The sequence below is a fragment of the Rhodococcus sp. G6(2025) genome (assembly GCF_058628105.1).
In genome coordinates this window covers 3,553,574-3,568,726 of record NZ_CP179750.1, presented here as the reverse complement: position 1 = coordinate 3,568,726, position 15,153 = coordinate 3,553,574, and the positions used below count along the sequence as shown (strand labels likewise).

General features: G+C 66.8%; 15 protein-coding genes, 1 tRNA gene and 1 pseudogene. 8 read left to right on the top strand and 9 right to left on the bottom strand.

What is annotated here, in order from left to right:
* Positions 1 to 6 precede the first annotated feature (6 nt).
* The gene (locus ACLIVD_RS16395) at positions 7 to 789 is read right to left on the bottom strand and encodes a DUF3109 family protein (protein WP_491932889.1); all 783 of its coding nucleotides are present in this window, start codon (positions 787 to 789) and stop codon (positions 7 to 9) included.
* 668 nt (positions 790 to 1,457) lie between these two features.
* Between ACLIVD_RS16395 and ACLIVD_RS16390 the strand changes: the two genes are divergently transcribed.
* Both ACLIVD_RS16390 and ACLIVD_RS16385 read left to right on the top strand, forming a co-directional pair.
* Positions 1,458 to 1,655, top strand: a complete 198-nt coding sequence (locus ACLIVD_RS16390) for a hypothetical protein (RefSeq protein WP_283354073.1) — start codon at positions 1,458 to 1,460, stop codon at positions 1,653 to 1,655.
* Between the two features lie 1,660 nt (positions 1,656 to 3,315).
* Positions 3,316 to 3,531 carry a hypothetical protein gene (locus tag ACLIVD_RS16385; RefSeq protein WP_491932703.1) on the top strand — a complete coding sequence of 72 codons (216 nt, stop codon included), beginning with the start codon at positions 3,316 to 3,318 and terminating at the stop codon, positions 3,529 to 3,531.
* 437 nt (positions 3,532 to 3,968) lie between these two features.
* Here the strand turns inward: ACLIVD_RS16385 and ACLIVD_RS16380 are convergent, their stop codons facing one another.
* Together ACLIVD_RS16380 and ACLIVD_RS16375 are read right to left on the bottom strand one after the other, a co-directional pair.
* Positions 3,969 to 4,295 (bottom strand): ANTAR domain-containing protein, encoded by a 327-nt coding sequence (locus ACLIVD_RS16380; protein ID WP_491932701.1) that lies wholly within the window; start codon positions 4,293 to 4,295, stop codon positions 3,969 to 3,971.
* Between the two features lie 238 nt (positions 4,296 to 4,533).
* Positions 4,534 to 4,677 (bottom strand): hypothetical protein, encoded by a 144-nt coding sequence (locus ACLIVD_RS16375; RefSeq protein ID WP_491932700.1) that lies wholly within the window; start codon positions 4,675 to 4,677, stop codon positions 4,534 to 4,536.
* Positions 4,678 to 5,024: 347 nt separating this feature from the next.
* Here ACLIVD_RS16375 and ACLIVD_RS16370 point away from each other — a divergent pair, with 347 nt between their 5' ends.
* The gene (locus tag ACLIVD_RS16370; protein ID WP_491932888.1) at positions 5,025 to 5,306 is read left to right on the top strand and encodes a DUF4193 family protein; all 282 of its coding nucleotides are present in this window, start codon (positions 5,025 to 5,027) and stop codon (positions 5,304 to 5,306) included.
* A 128-nt stretch (positions 5,307 to 5,434) separates the two neighbouring features.
* On the opposite strand, the gene ACLIVD_RS16365 is transcribed toward ACLIVD_RS16370, so the two are convergent.
* The 4 genes from ACLIVD_RS16365 to ACLIVD_RS16350 form a co-directional block, all read right to left on the bottom strand.
* Positions 5,435 to 5,508, bottom strand: a tRNA-Thr gene (locus ACLIVD_RS16365).
* A gap of 87 nt (positions 5,509 to 5,595) precedes the next feature.
* Positions 5,596 to 5,943, bottom strand: coding sequence for a hypothetical protein (locus ACLIVD_RS16360; RefSeq protein WP_283331847.1), 348 nt, complete (start codon positions 5,941 to 5,943; stop codon positions 5,596 to 5,598).
* A gap of 250 nt (positions 5,944 to 6,193) precedes the next feature.
* A complete protein-coding gene (locus ACLIVD_RS16355; RefSeq protein ID WP_283354072.1) occupies positions 6,194 to 6,505 on the bottom strand; it encodes a hypothetical protein in 312 nt (103 codons plus the stop codon).
* 744 nt (positions 6,506 to 7,249) lie between these two features.
* On the bottom strand, positions 7,250 to 7,459 hold the full coding sequence (locus ACLIVD_RS16350) for a hypothetical protein (protein ID WP_491932699.1): 210 nt from the start codon (positions 7,457 to 7,459) through the stop codon (positions 7,250 to 7,252).
* Positions 7,460 to 8,146: 687 nt separating this feature from the next.
* Here ACLIVD_RS16350 and ACLIVD_RS16345 point away from each other — a divergent pair.
* The 4 genes and pseudogenes from ACLIVD_RS16345 to ACLIVD_RS16330 form a co-directional block, all read left to right on the top strand.
* Entirely contained in the window at positions 8,147 to 8,815 is a 669-nt protein-coding gene (locus ACLIVD_RS16345) for a hypothetical protein (protein ID WP_491932698.1), read from the top strand.
* A gap of 99 nt (positions 8,816 to 8,914) precedes the next feature.
* The gene (locus ACLIVD_RS16340; protein WP_317567442.1) at positions 8,915 to 9,259 is read left to right on the top strand and encodes a CD225/dispanin family protein; all 345 of its coding nucleotides are present in this window, start codon (positions 8,915 to 8,917) and stop codon (positions 9,257 to 9,259) included.
* Between the two features lie 202 nt (positions 9,260 to 9,461).
* On the top strand, positions 9,462 to 9,668 hold the full coding sequence (locus ACLIVD_RS16335) for an alpha/beta fold hydrolase (protein WP_491932697.1): 207 nt from the start codon (positions 9,462 to 9,464) through the stop codon (positions 9,666 to 9,668).
* Between the two features lie 113 nt (positions 9,669 to 9,781).
* Positions 9,782 to 10,127 (top strand): annotated as a pseudogene (locus ACLIVD_RS16330) (radical SAM protein); the annotation flags it as partial.
* Between the two features lie 65 nt (positions 10,128 to 10,192).
* Here ACLIVD_RS16330 and ACLIVD_RS16325 read toward each other — a convergent pair.
* Positions 10,193 to 11,266 (bottom strand): serine hydrolase domain-containing protein, encoded by a 1,074-nt coding sequence (locus ACLIVD_RS16325; protein ID WP_491932886.1) that lies wholly within the window; start codon positions 11,264 to 11,266, stop codon positions 10,193 to 10,195.
* A gap of 188 nt (positions 11,267 to 11,454) precedes the next feature.
* Here ACLIVD_RS16325 and ACLIVD_RS16320 point away from each other — a divergent pair, with 188 nt between their 5' ends.
* Positions 11,455 to 13,182 carry an ABC transporter ATP-binding protein/permease gene (locus ACLIVD_RS16320; protein WP_491932696.1) on the top strand — a complete coding sequence of 576 codons (1,728 nt, stop codon included), beginning with the start codon at positions 11,455 to 11,457 and terminating at the stop codon, positions 13,180 to 13,182.
* 37 nt (positions 13,183 to 13,219) lie between these two features.
* Here the strand turns inward: ACLIVD_RS16320 and ACLIVD_RS16315 are convergent, their stop codons facing one another.
* Positions 13,220 to 14,812, bottom strand: coding sequence for an HD domain-containing phosphohydrolase (locus ACLIVD_RS16315; RefSeq protein ID WP_317567445.1), 1,593 nt, complete (start codon positions 14,810 to 14,812; stop codon positions 13,220 to 13,222).
* Positions 14,813 to 15,153 lie beyond the last annotated feature (341 nt).

Genomic DNA, 15,153 nt, shown 5'->3' with positions numbered 1-15,153 from the left:
ACTCCGCTACCGGGGTTTCTTCTCGGCGACCGCGGTCGCCGGGTGCACGGCGACCAGGCCGAGGCCTTGGCGTCGCTTGCAGAGCCGAGCCAGCTCCCGATACGCGGCCTTGCCGAGCAACTCGGTCAGCTCCGGCGCATACGACTGCCACACCGGTTTAGCGCCGACGTGCGCGTCCGGCGAGCCGGAGCAGTACCAGTCCAGATCCGCGCCGCCCTCACCCCACCCGCGCCGGTCGTACTCGCTGATCGTCGTCTTCAGGACCTGCTCGCCGTCGGGTCGCTCCACCCATTCCTGGGTGCGCCGGATCGGCAGCTGCCAGCACACGTCGGGTTTGACCTCGAGCGGCTCGATGCCGCGCTCGAGTGCCATCGAGTGCAGTGCGCACCCGATGCCACCCTCGAAGCCGGGACGGTTGAGGAAGATGCATGCACCCTTGTATCGGCGGGTCCGCAGCGCCGGCTCGTCGTCGAGCTCGTCCTCCTCGATGTACCCCTTCTTCCCGAGACCCTGCTTCATGAACTGCCAGTCCTCGGGTCTGAGCAGCTTCACCGACTCGTGCAACCTCGCGACATCCTCCTCGTCCGAGAAGAACGCGCCATGCGAGCAGCAACCGTCGTCGGGTCGACCCGCGATGATGCCCTGGCAGGCCGGGGTGCCGAACACGCAGGTCCAGTGCGAGAGCAGCCACGTCATGTCCGCGGCGATGAGATGCTCGGCGTCGTCGGGATCGAGGAACTCCACCCACTCCCGAGCGAAGTCGAGCCCAACCTCGGGGCTCGGCGTCATCTTGGGCGACGGCCCCGGAATACCTGCTGCCACAAACCCCCACGGTAGCCGCCCCACATAACAAACAAGGACTAATCCGATCCCCGTCCGAAAGCGAACGACGCCCGACCCGAATCTCGCCGACACCCCCATGAAGACCACCGCCGTGATTTCCGGTCGGTCACCCCCGGACCCGGTGCCTCGCAACGGAAGCAACGCTCATCGGCACGGACCAAGACGTCCGGCACCCGGTCAGCCCGCGAGGACCGTTTCAAGAGCCCGGCGGGGCGCGGCTACCCCATGTGGAAGCGCAGCTCCCGGTGTGGCCCGGTGCGAAATTCGCCGGACCTGTGGACGCAGGTCCGGGCTGTTCCACGTAGCCCGCGCTGCGCGGCCCACGCCTGCATGCGCTCCGAGATCACCCGGGGCCGCAACCGAGCGACGACCCATCCTCACCGAGGCGACTCATCGTTGCAGGCTCAGCGCCCCCACACGGAGACTGGAAGGGCGCCAGCTCTCCACCCCCGCGCAGGGCACTCGCCGAGGGAGTGATCAAACGGTGTTCGACAAATTCAGCGACCAAGCACGCCACGTCGTCGTGCTCGCCTCCGACGCGGCCCGCACCCACCACCACAACCACCTCGGCGAACACCTCCTCACCGGCATCCACGCCGCCGGCGGCCCCACCGGTGCCACCCTGGGGAATCACCGGCCCCCACCTCGACACCGCTCTCGACGAGATCCCCGCCTACCCGAACACCGACCCCGGATGTGCCGGTCCCCCCTCCACCCCGACCCTGAAAAAGACCCTCGCCCAAAGCCTGCGGGAAGCCTCCCTACTCGGACACGACACCATCGGCACCGAACACCCCCAACCCCACGAGTAGACCCGCACACCCCAGCGACATTCTTGTGGTCGGCCGCAGTCCCGGATCGGGGGGCAGCGCCTGCAGGAGGTCGGCGAACGGAACCTGCCGGCGGCGGTCACGCAGACGTGCGGGTGGCCTGCGCACCGCCCCATTCCACTCGGTGATGATCTCGCTGGTCGGGGAGTACGGGTCTCTGCTGCGCGTCCGCTCGGAGCCGACAACAACGAAGTGTCGTGCGGGTTCGAGTTGCTCACCGGCGCCGATCTCGGGTCCGAGCCCGTCTCACTGTCTGACGAGGCCCGCGGTTTCCGGATCCTGGTGCTCGCCGCAGTCGCCCAGGACCACCCCCGCCGCCGTGGGCGCCGGGGACCGATGTCCACGGGTACGGACTGCACCCACGGTCGGATCGCGGCCTCGTCGTCATGCCCCCGGCGTCCTCTCCTGTCCGGGCCCTGCCACCGACAAATCGCCAGCGCCCGACTTCCGTGCGCAGCCGGCGCATCCCGCCCTCGCCGAGGCACCGCTCCCCCAACCGGGAACCGGCGGTCCGTCACCGCCAGAACGGCCCGTGCGCGGCGGGGCCGGTACCGAGCCGGTAGACGACAGTGGGAACCGGAAAACTGTCCGGGCTCGATATTCGCGGTGCAGCAGGTCGGCGACGAGCTCGTCAGTTCGGTCGGCGATGTTCTCGGGTTGCGGGCGACGGCCGATCCCGAGCCCGGAAATGATCAGGACACGATCGCAGCGCGACCCTCGATTCCCAACGACCACCCGAAATAGTGGTTCCACGCGATCAGGATGTCGCGTCCGCTGTAGTGCCGGAACTGCCTCGACACCACGACCACCGCATCGAAACTGACCTCGTCCCATCGGCGGATCGTGTCGGCGTTTTAGTGCCCGCGCGACCGCGAACACGTATGCATTAACGTCGGGGCTTCGCCGACGCCGGCGCCGTGCTTCCTCGTGAGCGCTTTTCTCCGTCGCGGATCATCTACCTGTCCGCGGTGACGTCGAAACTACTCCGTCAGCGCTGGTCAAGATAGAGATCGTAAGCGATTCCGTCGCCGGGTCCAGCAGCTGGTGGAGGCGTACAAGTGTGAGTTCGGACCCGACCGGGCACGACCGAGAGGAACCCATTCCCAAGATTTCGGCGGAGGTGTCGTCGATGACAGCATTGCACAGTCAGACCACAACCAATCCCCGCGGTCCGGGAGCTCGTACCCGCGCCCTCGACACCGCCGAGGGGGTGCTCATCGGGATCCGCCGGATCGAGGCCGCAGACGCTTTCGACGAACTAGTGAATGCGGCCCGCCGTCACGGCTGTCCGTCTTCACCCTCGCCGAGGCCCTGGTCGCCCTCGCCAGCGGCAACGAGTTGCCCGAGCCCACCGCCGCCCGCGCGGCCCGCACCGAATGGGGCGCACTGTTCTGGCTGAACACCCGAACAGCACCGTTTCCGAGACATAAGCCCTCTGGGTTTCGATGGCCACGTCGGCGGATACTCTACTGACGCTACCTCCCGAGTTCGTTCGGACACACAGCGATTCGGGTGGTAGGGCCCACCAGCTGCGGTGACCGTTGGGCGCTCACTCCGGTTGGTGGGCCACCTCGCCCGCCGCAACCATCGCACACGCAAGAGACACAGCGTGGGGGTCGCAGGGAAGCAACGACCACCGTGCGTGGAACTCGAGCTGCACCAGCAGACCCGGCACCGTGACCGGTCAACGGAAGATCGTCCACACCGCGGCAGCGGCGAGCGCTACGACAACCATGACCATCACAACGTTGACAATATCTTCGTGGTCGGCGAGAAGTTGTTGCATGGCACGAGGTCTCCAGTTCCGGCGGCGATCAGAGCGAGTGAGGGCAAGCGCGAGCGCCGCACGGATCGCTGACCGTATGGACACATCGGCACCGACCATGGCGCACCAGGTTGGCCACGCGGCCGGGATCATGGACCCTGCGTTGGCCCCGAGCGCACCGGCCAGCATGGCGGCGCCGAGAGGAAACCGGCGGCGGTGAGGTCAATGCCACCCTCCCCACCGCCGGGGCGCCGCCGCGAGCACCCACAACGGCCACCGAGCGGAACGGTTGTCCACCGGGACACCTCCGTGGCACTCAGTGTAGAACCACCGAACCGACTTCGCCCCGTTGCCGGACCGCTGGGTGGCGGTGCCGAGTCAGCATTTCCGCGGACGCCGGAGCCGGGCGTCGTCGACCGCACTCCCCGTGTCGAGGGACTGAATCAAGCCAGATCGGTTGGCCCTGACCGGTTTCCGGAAGGGTGTCGATCGCATCCTTTGATTCCGCTGCGGTGTGTTCCCGCTTTGCTTCAGCTGGCGTGGGCGTGCCGCTGTGGGAGTTGGGTGAGTAGTTGCTCCCATTCGTCGAACCGGACGGCGTCCGGTGTCCGCCGACGGGTCGGGGATCCGGCGGCGAGGTCGACCAAATTCCGGGCGGCACCGAGGACGGTCAGGTGATGACGGCGGGAGACGTCGAGGAGTTCGTCGAATGCCTGGGCGTCGCTGCAGCCGCGGGCGGCCATCAGGATGCCCTTCGCGCTGGCGAGTAGTTCGCGACCGTCGGGGCGCCGGCGGGAAAGAAGGCGCGTCGGGCTCGGAACCGGGGTGGGGGGTGATTCTGCAATGTCCTCGATCATGTGATGTGTCCTTTGCTCTCGTGCATCGACCGGAACGTGCCGGTGTGCCGACAACCATCCCGACCGTGACGTGAATGTGAGCCACGTCACTGACGATGCGTGATCAGTTCTAGCACACCGGCAGCAACCAGCGATCTGCACAAACGTCCAGATACCGGTCGTCGCCCCGCACAAACCTTCGTGGTGGTCATGCGCAACGTGACGGCGTGCAGGTGGCGGGGCGTGGCGTCACCACTGGTCAGGTGGGTAGGGACGAGAGGAGAGTCAGCGCACCGAGGGCCAGTGTGACGATCAATCCCCCGGCGATGGCTCCGCCACTGTCGGCGCGGAGAACGAGGACCTCGCGGTCGCGGGGAACGGGGCGCGGAGGGTGTGCGGTCATCGGTTCTCCTTGACGGTCTGGCTCGTCGCAACGAATTTATCTATGTCGGCGCATATAGATTTTGTTGTACATGTCGGCAGTGAAAAACTCAAGCCGACATTGGTAACCGTGCGGCTCGCTCCTCAGCTCTGGCTGGAGACGTGCAGTGCCCATTCAGTCCAGTGCCGCGCTGTCGACACGCGCATCCCCACGCCCCGATGCTCCGGTGTCATTCGTTCGAATGACATGGGCGACCACGGGTCGCGAGTAGCACGCCCGGTAGGACTGGACACCCGGCTGCGGACCCAATCCCACCTGCTGCCGCAGAACGGGTCCCGGCCACCCACTGGGCTCGACCCCGGAAGGTCATATCACCTACCAGAGAACGACAATGGGAGACACGCACCACGCAACCGGACCGCGCTCACGACCACCCACCGACCGAAGCGGTTGAGTCCACAGCACATTCTGCCCCCGAGCGCATGTCGCGGCACCGGACCCTCTCATCTGACGGGTCCGAAGACCCAGAACTCACCGTCCGCGTCATCCCCAAGCAGCCGGACGAATTCACCTGCACCAGTTGCTTCCTCGTCCACCACCGCAGCCGCCTCGCCGACGCCGCGCAACAACTCTGCCGCGACTGCGCCTGAACACGGTCGGACCGACCGAGAAGCGCGGCCGCCCTCAGATTGGCCCGCATCGCACACCCTCGATCGCCGCCGCCACGGCCTGATTCGCCCTCCACGGACCTCCCTGCGGCCTCGCAGGCGACACGAGGTGGGGCGGGCGGGGCTCGAACCCGCGACCAACCGATTACGAGTCCACGGCTCTAACCGACCGAGCTACCGCCCCATCACTGCACTACCCCACTCTCGCGGGACCTGGCGACGGTATCTCCACACCGCCGACCGTCCCCGCTCACGCTCCGGGGGAAGGTCTTCACACGCGGCCAAAGAGCTGCCGCACCCCACCGTTGTCATCAACGGCATACAGCGCCATCCCCAACAGATCGAGAATCCGTTGTGGTGCCCGCACCGCCGCTTCCACCGATCGCGGCTCATCACGCACGACCAGAGCAAACGACACCGACTGATCCGGTTCGCTCGGCATCCGCCGCACGAGCTGCCCGATGGCGGTATCGACATCCAACCCCGGCGCGGAGCTCGCACCCTTGACCTCGACATAGAGCCGGCGTCCGTCCTTGTCGGCAACGATGTCGACGACATCCGTATCGGTGCGGACCGTCCACCCCTGAGACGATAACCACCCCGCGAAGTCCCGAGCCACGCGAGCCTCATCACGTCTCATACCCGACACGGTAAACCGGAAGCCTCAGTTCCGAACAACACCACAGCGCAAAACACATCCGGTGCGGCTATGCCACGACTGAGGCATACCCCGACCGATCATGCGGTGAGATCGACGTCCCCTTCAGGACCTCATCCACGTGATTCATGTAATCGACTGACTGCTAGCGCAATTCGTGTGCACGATGTTTGACGCCGACCAGAACTGGCCACGAAGCGGCTGCCGCCGATCATTCTCCCCGGTGACGGCCGGGTGTCCGCGCAGCCGAATCCGGGTTCGGGTTCGGGGCGGAACGGTAGGAGCCCGGATCGATGGTCAGGTCCTCGGTGTCGGCGAAGACCAGCCGCCCGTCGTCGAGCGCGACCGCCCACCGATGCACCGGCGCCCACTCATGCCCACCACCGCCCGGATCAGTCACCGCCGCGTAATCCTCGACAACCTCACCGGTGAGATCGACCCCGGAACTCCGGCGGACCAGCACCCGGACACCAACCGTCAACTCCGGGCCACCTACCGGCCGGTTGCCACTGTCTCGGGCCATGCTGACACACCTCTTCGCTCGGCGAAACTCCCGAAATCGAGCATAAGCACCACCCGACCCGGTACGCGACCCGACCACCATCCAAGATCGAGAACACCGCCGAAGCAGTCGGCTGTCATGGACCGCCGCCGCCCGACGGCAGCTCCGGGTCACCGAACTGTGGCGGATTCCCCCTTTTCGTCTGACCCTCGCTCGCCGCCACCCTCTTCGCCGGAGCCGCCGCAGCGGCTGCAGCGGTCGCCGCACATGCTTATCTGACTCTGCGGCTCATGGTGGCCGAGGCCAACCGGTGTGGTTGACCGCGTTCACGCCGGTAAAGCGGGCAATGCCATTTCCCGAGGTCACTTGCAGCGTGGGCGGTGCGGGAAGCCGCGCCTGCGCTATCGGGTGTGCACAGTGCCGCCGAGTCCAACGTGAAGCGGCGGGCACAGCGCGATCGACGGCAGGGAGGTGGGCACCGCCGGCCCCCACACGGAAAAGTCCATATAGGGGAATCCTCCGAGCAGATGGCACAACACCTCCACCTGATGGGATTTCACCGAACTCGGTGCACACGTCGACAGCCCGCCAATGACGAAACTCTGCCATGCGCATCCACTCGGGACGGGCGGTGCTGCGTGTGCGGGTGCTGCGGTTAGGGACATCGCTGCAGCCGCTGTTGCCGCCGCGGCGAGGGTGAGGCGCAGAAACCGAGACATGGGTCCTCCGGTGGTGCGGGCCCGACCCACCGTCCATTCTCGCAGGTCAGGTGTCACTGCCGCGGTCCATACGACGGATCTTCTCGCGGCGGGCAGGTTTGGCCAGCATGTGCTTACGGTTTTTCGGGCCGCGGAACATTTCGTCGAGCCTCCAGTTCTCGATGTTGCCGCGGAACCGGGGGATGCGTTTGGCCGCCAGATACACCAGCTCCTGGCGGTCCGAGCCGAGCCGGTCGGCGAGGGCGTCGACGTGCATGAGGAGTTCGTCGTCGAGGCGACATCGACCCGGACGGTGGGCGGTGGCGGTCACAGGTCGTGCACCGGCGCAACGATCTTTAGATCGCCCGCGAGGTCGCCAGGGTTGTCCAGGAGCCGGCGCACCGCGACGCGCATTAACGCTGAACTCAACCGTGCGCCTTGCCGGTACGGCATCCATAGCAGGTCGGCGGGTCCGATGGGGCTTGGTGCCGCGGCTCTCAGGTGCACTACGAGTGTGATCGAGCCGGCGAGGGTCGCTGTCCAGCCAGGGTCTCGTAGACCTGCTGTAGCCCGTCCCGGAAAGCGACGAATTCGCTCAGGATCAGTTCCGCGGTCAGATCACCGGTGAACCCCCACCCGGATCGCGATCGGCACCCTGGCGAACGCCGGAACAGCTCGTCAGGGCCGGGCATTTGCCCCGAGCGACAACGCGATGTGCTCGTTGGCCTCGCTCCCGATCACAATCACGTGTTCAACCCCTATTCAGTGGAAACCCGCACGCGGACATTCACGCAGGATGTCAAAGAGTTAACCAACGCTGGGGCGCTGTCGCCCATCCCGATGGGGTATCGGGGCGCCCCATCGGGGTGGGCGACAGTGACCCTCGGGTGCCTGTCCCGTCGTCCGTCGGGGCCGCAGGATAAGGCCTGTCATCCCATCCCGTACCCCCTGTTGGAGGCACTTCATGGCTCGAAACACCGGCGCCCGCATCGCGATCGGCGCCCTCGCGGCGCTGTCAATCTCCCTGGCCGCGACGACTGCCATCGTCCTCGCGGACGACGATCTGAGCGGCATTCCGCTTCCCGGCCGGGAACAGGGCACCACAGTGCAGGTCGTCCCTGGAAGCGCACCACAGACCGGCAGAGACATCGCGGACGCGCGGACGCAATTCCCCGGCAACTTTCCCGCTACCGTCGGGCCCGACGGTAGCGCGACTGCGGGAGGAGCCGTCGGGGCTGACCCGTCCGGTGACGGCGCCGCGAACCCCGGCTCAGCCCCTGCGAACCCGGGCACGATCGTCGGCCCGGCCCCCGCGGATCCCGGTTCGCCCCCATCCCCGCCGGTCGCCGATCCGCCGGTCGCGGAGCCACCCGTTGTCGATTCGCCGGTCGAAGAACCCCCCGTTGCCGATTCGCCGGTCGAAGAACCACCCGTTGCCGACCCGCCGGTCGAAGAACCACCCGTTGCCGACCCGCCGGTCGCAGAGCCGCCGGTGATCCGCGACCACCGCGACGAACCCGTCATCCGCGACCACCGCGACGAACCCGTCATCCGCGACCACCGCGACGAGCCCACGGGTCCGGTCGTCCGCGACCACCGCGACGAACCCGTCATCCGCGACCACCGCAATTAGTCCGAGGCGTTCCCCGAACTTGTGCGAACTTTCGCGTCTTCGAACGCATCTCACTAATAACAGCACGAATTCGACAGCCCGTTGAAGGAGCTCCCAACTATGTACCCGACATCGTCGCCCATGTCCGGCCAGTCGTTCCCCGCCCAGTCCATGCCGACCTATGGGGCGCCCCAGCCCGCGCCGCCAAAATCGAACGCCGGCTGGGCTGCCGCAGCCATCATCTTCTTCTGGCCGCTCGCGTTCGCCGCGTTCAACCACTCCTCCCGGGTGTATCCGCTGTGGGCGACCGGCGACTACCTGGGCGCGGCGCATGCCTCCCACCGGACGAAGCGCCTCGGCAAGACGGCCCTGTGGATCTTCATCATCCTCAACACGACGTTGATCGCGTTCTACGTCCTGACGATCGCGATGGTCGCGGGAGCCAACGACTACTCCAGCTACTAAGGAGCATTTGCGCTTTGTCCATGCCAGGAACGTTCACTACGCAGCGCGTGAGCCCGCCCATGCCGGTAGCACGGTGTGGGGGCGGTTGGCGGTGCCCGCTAAGGTCTACGCCGCGGTGATCGGTCGTCGGCGCACCGCTGTCCCAATAGGACTTGCCGTCCCAGTAGGACCTGCCGTTTCCCGAAGAGTGTTGGAATGGACAATGTCGGAAGACACCGAACGCCTGCGTCGCCGGCTGTTCGATTGCGGCGATCCGGAGCTGGGAGCCGCCCGCGCCCGTGAGCACATCCCGTCGGTCGAGGTCGAGATCTATCCGGGCATCGGGCACGACCTGTTGTGGGCGAATCCCGAGCAGGTGATTCCCCGCTTCCTCGACTTCACCGACAGCCACGATCCGGTCCGATCGTGAATCACGTGTCATAGGCCGATCGGTGTGCGATTCGGCTCTGCCGACTTCGCGCACCGGCGATGGTCCAGGCGTGCGCACGCTCGTGCCGGGTAATGAGCCAACGAGCGAGCGCGGACCTCGACCAGATCATCGCCGGTTGTTCACAACGGGTACCGGGCATTCCCCTCGCGATGACCGCCAACGCCGTCGGCCTCGAACATCGCGCACACCGGCTCGCCGATGCGGGACTGACCCGAGTCAACGTCTCACTCGATACCATCGACCGCGCGCACTTCGCGTCCTTCCCGCCGGGACCGACTGCCGTCGGTACTCACCGGAATCCGCGCCGCCGTCGCCGCCGGACTGGAACCGGTGAAGATCAACGTTGTACTCATGCCCGAAACCCTGAGCGGCGCCGGAGATCTGCTGCAGTGGCGCCTACATGAGGTTGTCGCCCTGCGATTCATCGAGAAATTGCCACGTCCCCACCGCCGCCCACAACCAGGACACCTGGTCATGACGCGGCACCTCCTATCATCTGATCTCTACGACGGAGGCGCCGGCCAGGGATGATCGGGGCTGATGATCTTCACGATCTCGGCGAAGAAGTTCCACACGCTTAGCGGGTCGACGTTCGTGTTGACCAGCATTACCACCGTCTTACCTTCGGGCGGAAGGTAATACGCGTAGGTCTGGTAGCCCGCGATATTTCCGTTGTGGCCGATCCAGCCGTTCTGGTACTCGACACCAAGTCCATACAGCGAACCCGCACCTTCCGACGGCGCCGGCTGAAACTGCTCCCGCTCGCGCTGAGTCGCCGGGGAGAGCAACGCGCCGGTCGCCAAGTCGCGCACCCACACACGCAGGTCGTCGAGGGTGGAAATCATGTTTCCCGCACCGAATCCCCACGACGGATTCCAGTCGGTCGCGTCCACCGATTCGCCGTCAGGTGTTTTCGTGTATCCGTGAGCGTGCGGCGACGGGAAGGCCGCATCGGTCGGGACCGAGGTGTGGCCGAGATTCTCGGGTCGCGTGATGTACTCGTCGATGTACGCGTTCAGCGGCTGGCCGGAGACCTTCTCGACCACGAGGCCGAGGAGCGCGGTATTGGTGTTGGAGTAGTCGAACTCGGTGCCCGGTGCGAACAGCGGTGGACGGCTGAAGCTGATCTCGAGCAGTTCCTGAGGCGTCCATTGGCGCTGCGGCTGACTCGGGAGCGCCGGGATCACCACCTCCGAGTAGTCCGGAAGCCCACTGCGCATGGCCGCCAACTGGCGGATGGTGATCGTGTCCCCGTTGGGGACGTCGGGCACATACCTGTCGATCGGATCATCGAGGCCGACCTTTCCCTGATCGACCAGTTGCAGCACGGCGGTGGTGGTGAAGGTCTTGGTTACGCTGCCGATGCGCATGAACAGGTCGGGTGCCATGGGGTCGCCGGAGGCCGTGTCGCCCACCCCGAACGCCTGGACGTAGGGTGCGGCCCCGTCCTGCCAGACACCGACGATGGCCCCGGGAATCGCGGCGTGCTCCATCGCCCCCGGAATCGTGGCGTCGAGCTGTGCGTCGGGCACGGCCGGTTGCACTGCCGACTCACCGCACCCCACGAGTCCGGTCATCGAGATCGCCAACACCGCGACGATTCGGCGTCCCGCGAATGTCTGTGACACCCCGCTCCCCAATCCAAGCCTCCACTGTCGTCTGATGGAAGCTTGCCTCATCTGCTTCGACTTGGATCGGTTTCCGGCGCCCGATTTGAGGCAAACGCCCCATGCGACGACATAAGCGGCCGACCGATGATCGGGGCATGACAAAGCGAGTTCAGGAATCACCGGTCATGACCGGATCGACCGTCGAATCACCGACCGTCGGGCGCGTCGACGCGGTCGACGTGAGCCGGCATGTCGGGGCACGGCAGATCCTTCAGGAGCTGTCGCTGTCGGTCGAGCCGGGCGAGTTGGTCGCCATCGCCGGCGGCAGTGGAGCAGGAAAGAGCACATTGCTGGAGATCCTCGCGGGACTGCAACCACCGTCCGCCGGGGAGGTCCGGCACGACGGCGTCGTTCGCGGTGCCCGAGTCAGCGCCGATTCGCGCATCGGCTACGTCCCCCAGGACGACATCATCCACCTCGAGATGCCCCTGCGCCGCACGCTGCGCTACGCCGCGCGGCTCCGGTTGCCCGCGGGCACATCGGCGGCCGAAGCGGACCGGATAGTCGAGGAGACCATGCAGGACCTCGACCTGGCCGATCGAGCCGAGGTGCCGGTCCGTGCGCTGTCCGGCGGCCAGCGCAAGCGGGCGAGTATCGCCGTGGAGCTACTGACCCGGCCACACCTCTTCTTCCTCGACGAACCCACCTCCGGGCTCGACCCGTCGACCGCAGCTGACGTGATGCGCCTACTGCGCCGACTCAGCCGGCGCGGGGTCACAGTCGTCCTCACGACGCACGAGCCGGCCGGCATCGATCGGTGCGACCGGGTGGTGTTCCTGGCTCGCGACGGCCACCTGGCCTTCACCGGCAGCCCGACCGAGGTTCGGCGCTACTTCGGTGTGGAGGACCTCGCCGACGTGTACGACCGGCTGGCTCGTGAGCACACCCCCCAGGTCTGGGCGGAGCGATTCGCGGACAGCGGCGGGACGTCGGAATCCCGGCCCGGCTCGGCGCTACCGCCCATCCCGCCCGTCCCCGCCACCCGGTCCGACGTGGGACGCACCGGCATGGTGCGGCAATGGTGGCTACTCACACAACGCAATGTCGATGTCCTCCTTCGCAACCGGCTGACCCTGGCGGTGCTGCTCGGCTCACCGGTGCTGGTCACGGCGATGATGGCGACGCTGTTCCAGCGCGGCGCGTTCGATCCGCATGGCGCGGCCGACCTCGGCCCCGCCCAGATCGTCTTCTGGATCGCATTCGCAGGCTTCTTCTTCGGCCTCACGTACGGCCTGCTCCAGATCGTCGGGGAGATGGCCGTCTTCCGGCAGGAGCGCCTGGCCGGGCTCAGTGTCGGCGCCTACGTGGCCTCCAAGATGACAGCGCTGCTTCCGGTGCTGGCTGGAGTGAGCGCGCTGCTGCTCGGTGTGCTGCGAGCGCTCGGTCGACTCCCCGCCGTCGGATGGGACGTGTCAGCCGTCCTGTTCGTGACGATCGTGATCGAGGCGACCTCGGCGCTGGCCCTCGGCTTGCTCGCCTCGGCCGCGGTCTCCAACGCCGCGCAGGCCGCCCTCGCCCTGCCGATGCTCTGCTTCCCTCAGGTTCTGTTCGGCGGAGCCATCGTCCCGGTTGACGAGATGGCCCTCCCGGGACGCCTGATGAGCCTCGGCCTGTCCAACCGCCACGCATTCGAAGCCTTGGGTCGCGACCTGGATCTCGACCGGTACAGCGCCACTCTGCCGGCCATGTCCGCGTACGGCGACACCTTCCGCGGAGGCACCGGTGCCAGTCTCATCGCGCTGGCCTCATTTGCCGTCGCTCTCATGCTGGCCACCGTGTGGGTACTGGACCGGCGGTCCCGGCCCGGCGCATCCCGTCGATGACCGCCCGCACGGCCGGTCCCGCCAGAAGGCGGATGCTTCACTTCCCCACGACCGCATTGACCGGGAAGCCCACCAGACCCCGGTCGATCGCGGCGAGACTGGCCTGCGTGCGGTTGTTCACCCCGAGCTTGGCGTAGACACGCTCGACGTGGTTGCGTGCCGTTTTCTCGGCGATGAACAGGTCGGCGGCGATTTCTCGGTTCGACCGGCCCTGCGCGACGAGGCGCAGGATCTCCACCTCGCGGTCGGTCAGCCCGGCGGGCCAGGGCGTCCGCCGCGACACCCGTTGCCCCGCCGCCGCCAGCACGGCCGCCACCGACTCGGCGTCGAGGCGTCCGGTGCGCGCCTCCTCTTTCAACCGATCGGCAGCGCCGCGAGGATCGAGCGCCGGCCGGTGCGGACGCGGCTCGAGCAGTCGCTGATAGGCATCCGCCGCGGCAAGCAGCCGATCCTGCGCGGTCAACTCCGCGCCGGCGATCCCCCGGGGAAAGCCGGACCCGTCGATCCGTTCCCGGTGCTTCATCGCGACGGACACCACCGACTCCAAGCCGTTGACTCGGCTCAGTATCCGGCCGGTCAGATCCGGATACATTCGCACCCGTTCCCATTCAGCCGTGGTGAGCGGACCCTTCTTCTCCCAGATCTGGTTGGACACCCCCATTTTGCCGAGGCTGTGCACGAGGCCTGCGCGGTAGAGATGAGTGATGTCCGACGGCGACATGCCCAGGTGCCGGGCCGCCCCGGCCACCAGATTCGCGACGCCACGCGAATGCCCCAGGGTGAACGGAGACTTGAGATCGACGAAATCAGCCATGGCCCCGAGTAACTCGTCGCTCTCCTCGGCCCTCAGGGTTCGGTCGCGATCCGGAGCCCGAGCCAACGCTGCGACCCAGACGTCCGTTTCGAACAACCCGTCCACGATCGCCGCCGCGTCACGTTCGAACACCTCCACCACTGCCGGGCTGAACTGACTGCCACGCCGGGAACGGAGAACGTCCTTCGCGTGCCCCAGCCCACCCGTCCGCAGGTGCACCTCGGCGACGTCCGCCACGTGGGAGATGTGGATCTCGACCGGGATACCCTCTCCGCGACAACCGTTGGGCAACCCCCGGCCGTCCCAACGCTCAAAGACGTAGGCGAGCGCCTTTCCGACCTGCCCGTCCAAGCCCATCCGATCGGACAGAACCCCGGCGGAACTGCAATGTGAATGGATCAGCGTGGCGACCTGGCTACGCGCTGCGACCAGAAAAACAGCGGCCCGGATGCCGCGCTCCCAGCCCGGCAGGCCGCGTCCCACGTGACTCGTCATCAGCCGCAGAAACGGCAGACCGGTCATGTCCACCGCGTAGGTGTCGGCCCGGAAGGCGATGTCGTCGCCGAAGAGCGCCGAGAGTTCGTGGGAGTCCGCGTGACAGCCGATCCACCCGACCAGATTGGCGTAGTACACGGTCGCTCGCTGCTGGGGGTCGAGTCCCATCCGCTCCGCTATCCGTGTCGCGATCAAGGACGACCGAAGCATGTGTTCCATCGGTTGACCCAGACCGAGATCGATCGCCAGCGATACCGCGGCCAGCAGTTCGGCTCTGCTCAGACCTTTTCCCGAGCCGGGCAGCGTCCCGTGCGGGTGCATCTTCCCATTGTCCACCTCAACGTGACCGGACCTGGAGGCAACCCGAGAAGACAGGTACCCACATACGCCGAACGCCCCATGCGCAAGCTCGCAGGTCAACCCACAATTGTGACCAACCCGATACGCCGACCCACAGCAAGGAGGCCGCCGGACAAAGCTTCCGACCCACAACTTCACTCGCAATCACGCAGGCAGCACACCCCGCGCAGACAGGCAACTTGCGCCCCCTTATGAGGGACCAGTGCTGCACCCCAAGGACGCACCGTCGACCGGTGCGTGTCGGGGGATGGCCCGCCCGTGCGAAGCACCCTCGCCCGGGCGGGCCGACTCCTGTCGGCCGA

Coding starts and splice junctions, on each gene's coding strand:
- ACLIVD_RS16395 (WP_491932889.1), bottom strand. CDS start 789: ATGACGCCGAGCCCCGAGGTTGGGCTCGACTTCGCTCGGGAGTGGGTG.
- ACLIVD_RS16380 (WP_491932701.1), bottom strand. CDS start 4,295: ATGATCGAGGACATTGCAGAATCACCCCCCACCCCGGTTCCGAGCCCG.
- ACLIVD_RS16375 (WP_491932700.1), bottom strand. CDS start 4,677: ATGACCGCACACCCTCCGCGCCCCGTTCCCCGCGACCGCGAGGTCCTC.
- ACLIVD_RS16355 (WP_283354072.1), bottom strand. CDS start 6,505: ATGGCCCGAGACAGTGGCAACCGGCCGGTAGGTGGCCCGGAGTTGACG.
- ACLIVD_RS16350 (WP_491932699.1), bottom strand. CDS start 7,459: ATGCACGTCGACGCCCTCGCCGACCGGCTCGGCTCGGACCGCCAGGAG.
- ACLIVD_RS16345 (WP_491932698.1), top strand. CDS start 8,147: ATGGCTCGAAACACCGGCGCCCGCATCGCGATCGGCGCCCTCGCGGCG.
- ACLIVD_RS16340 (WP_317567442.1), top strand. CDS start 8,915: ATGTACCCGACATCGTCGCCCATGTCCGGCCAGTCGTTCCCCGCCCAG.
- ACLIVD_RS16335 (WP_491932697.1), top strand. CDS start 9,462: ATGTCGGAAGACACCGAACGCCTGCGTCGCCGGCTGTTCGATTGCGGC.
- ACLIVD_RS16325 (WP_491932886.1), bottom strand. CDS start 11,266: ATGACCGGACTCGTGGGGTGCGGTGAGTCGGCAGTGCAACCGGCCGTG.
- ACLIVD_RS16320 (WP_491932696.1), top strand. CDS start 11,455: ATGACAAAGCGAGTTCAGGAATCACCGGTCATGACCGGATCGACCGTC.
- ACLIVD_RS16315 (WP_317567445.1), bottom strand. CDS start 14,812: ATGCACCCGCACGGGACGCTGCCCGGCTCGGGAAAAGGTCTGAGCAGA.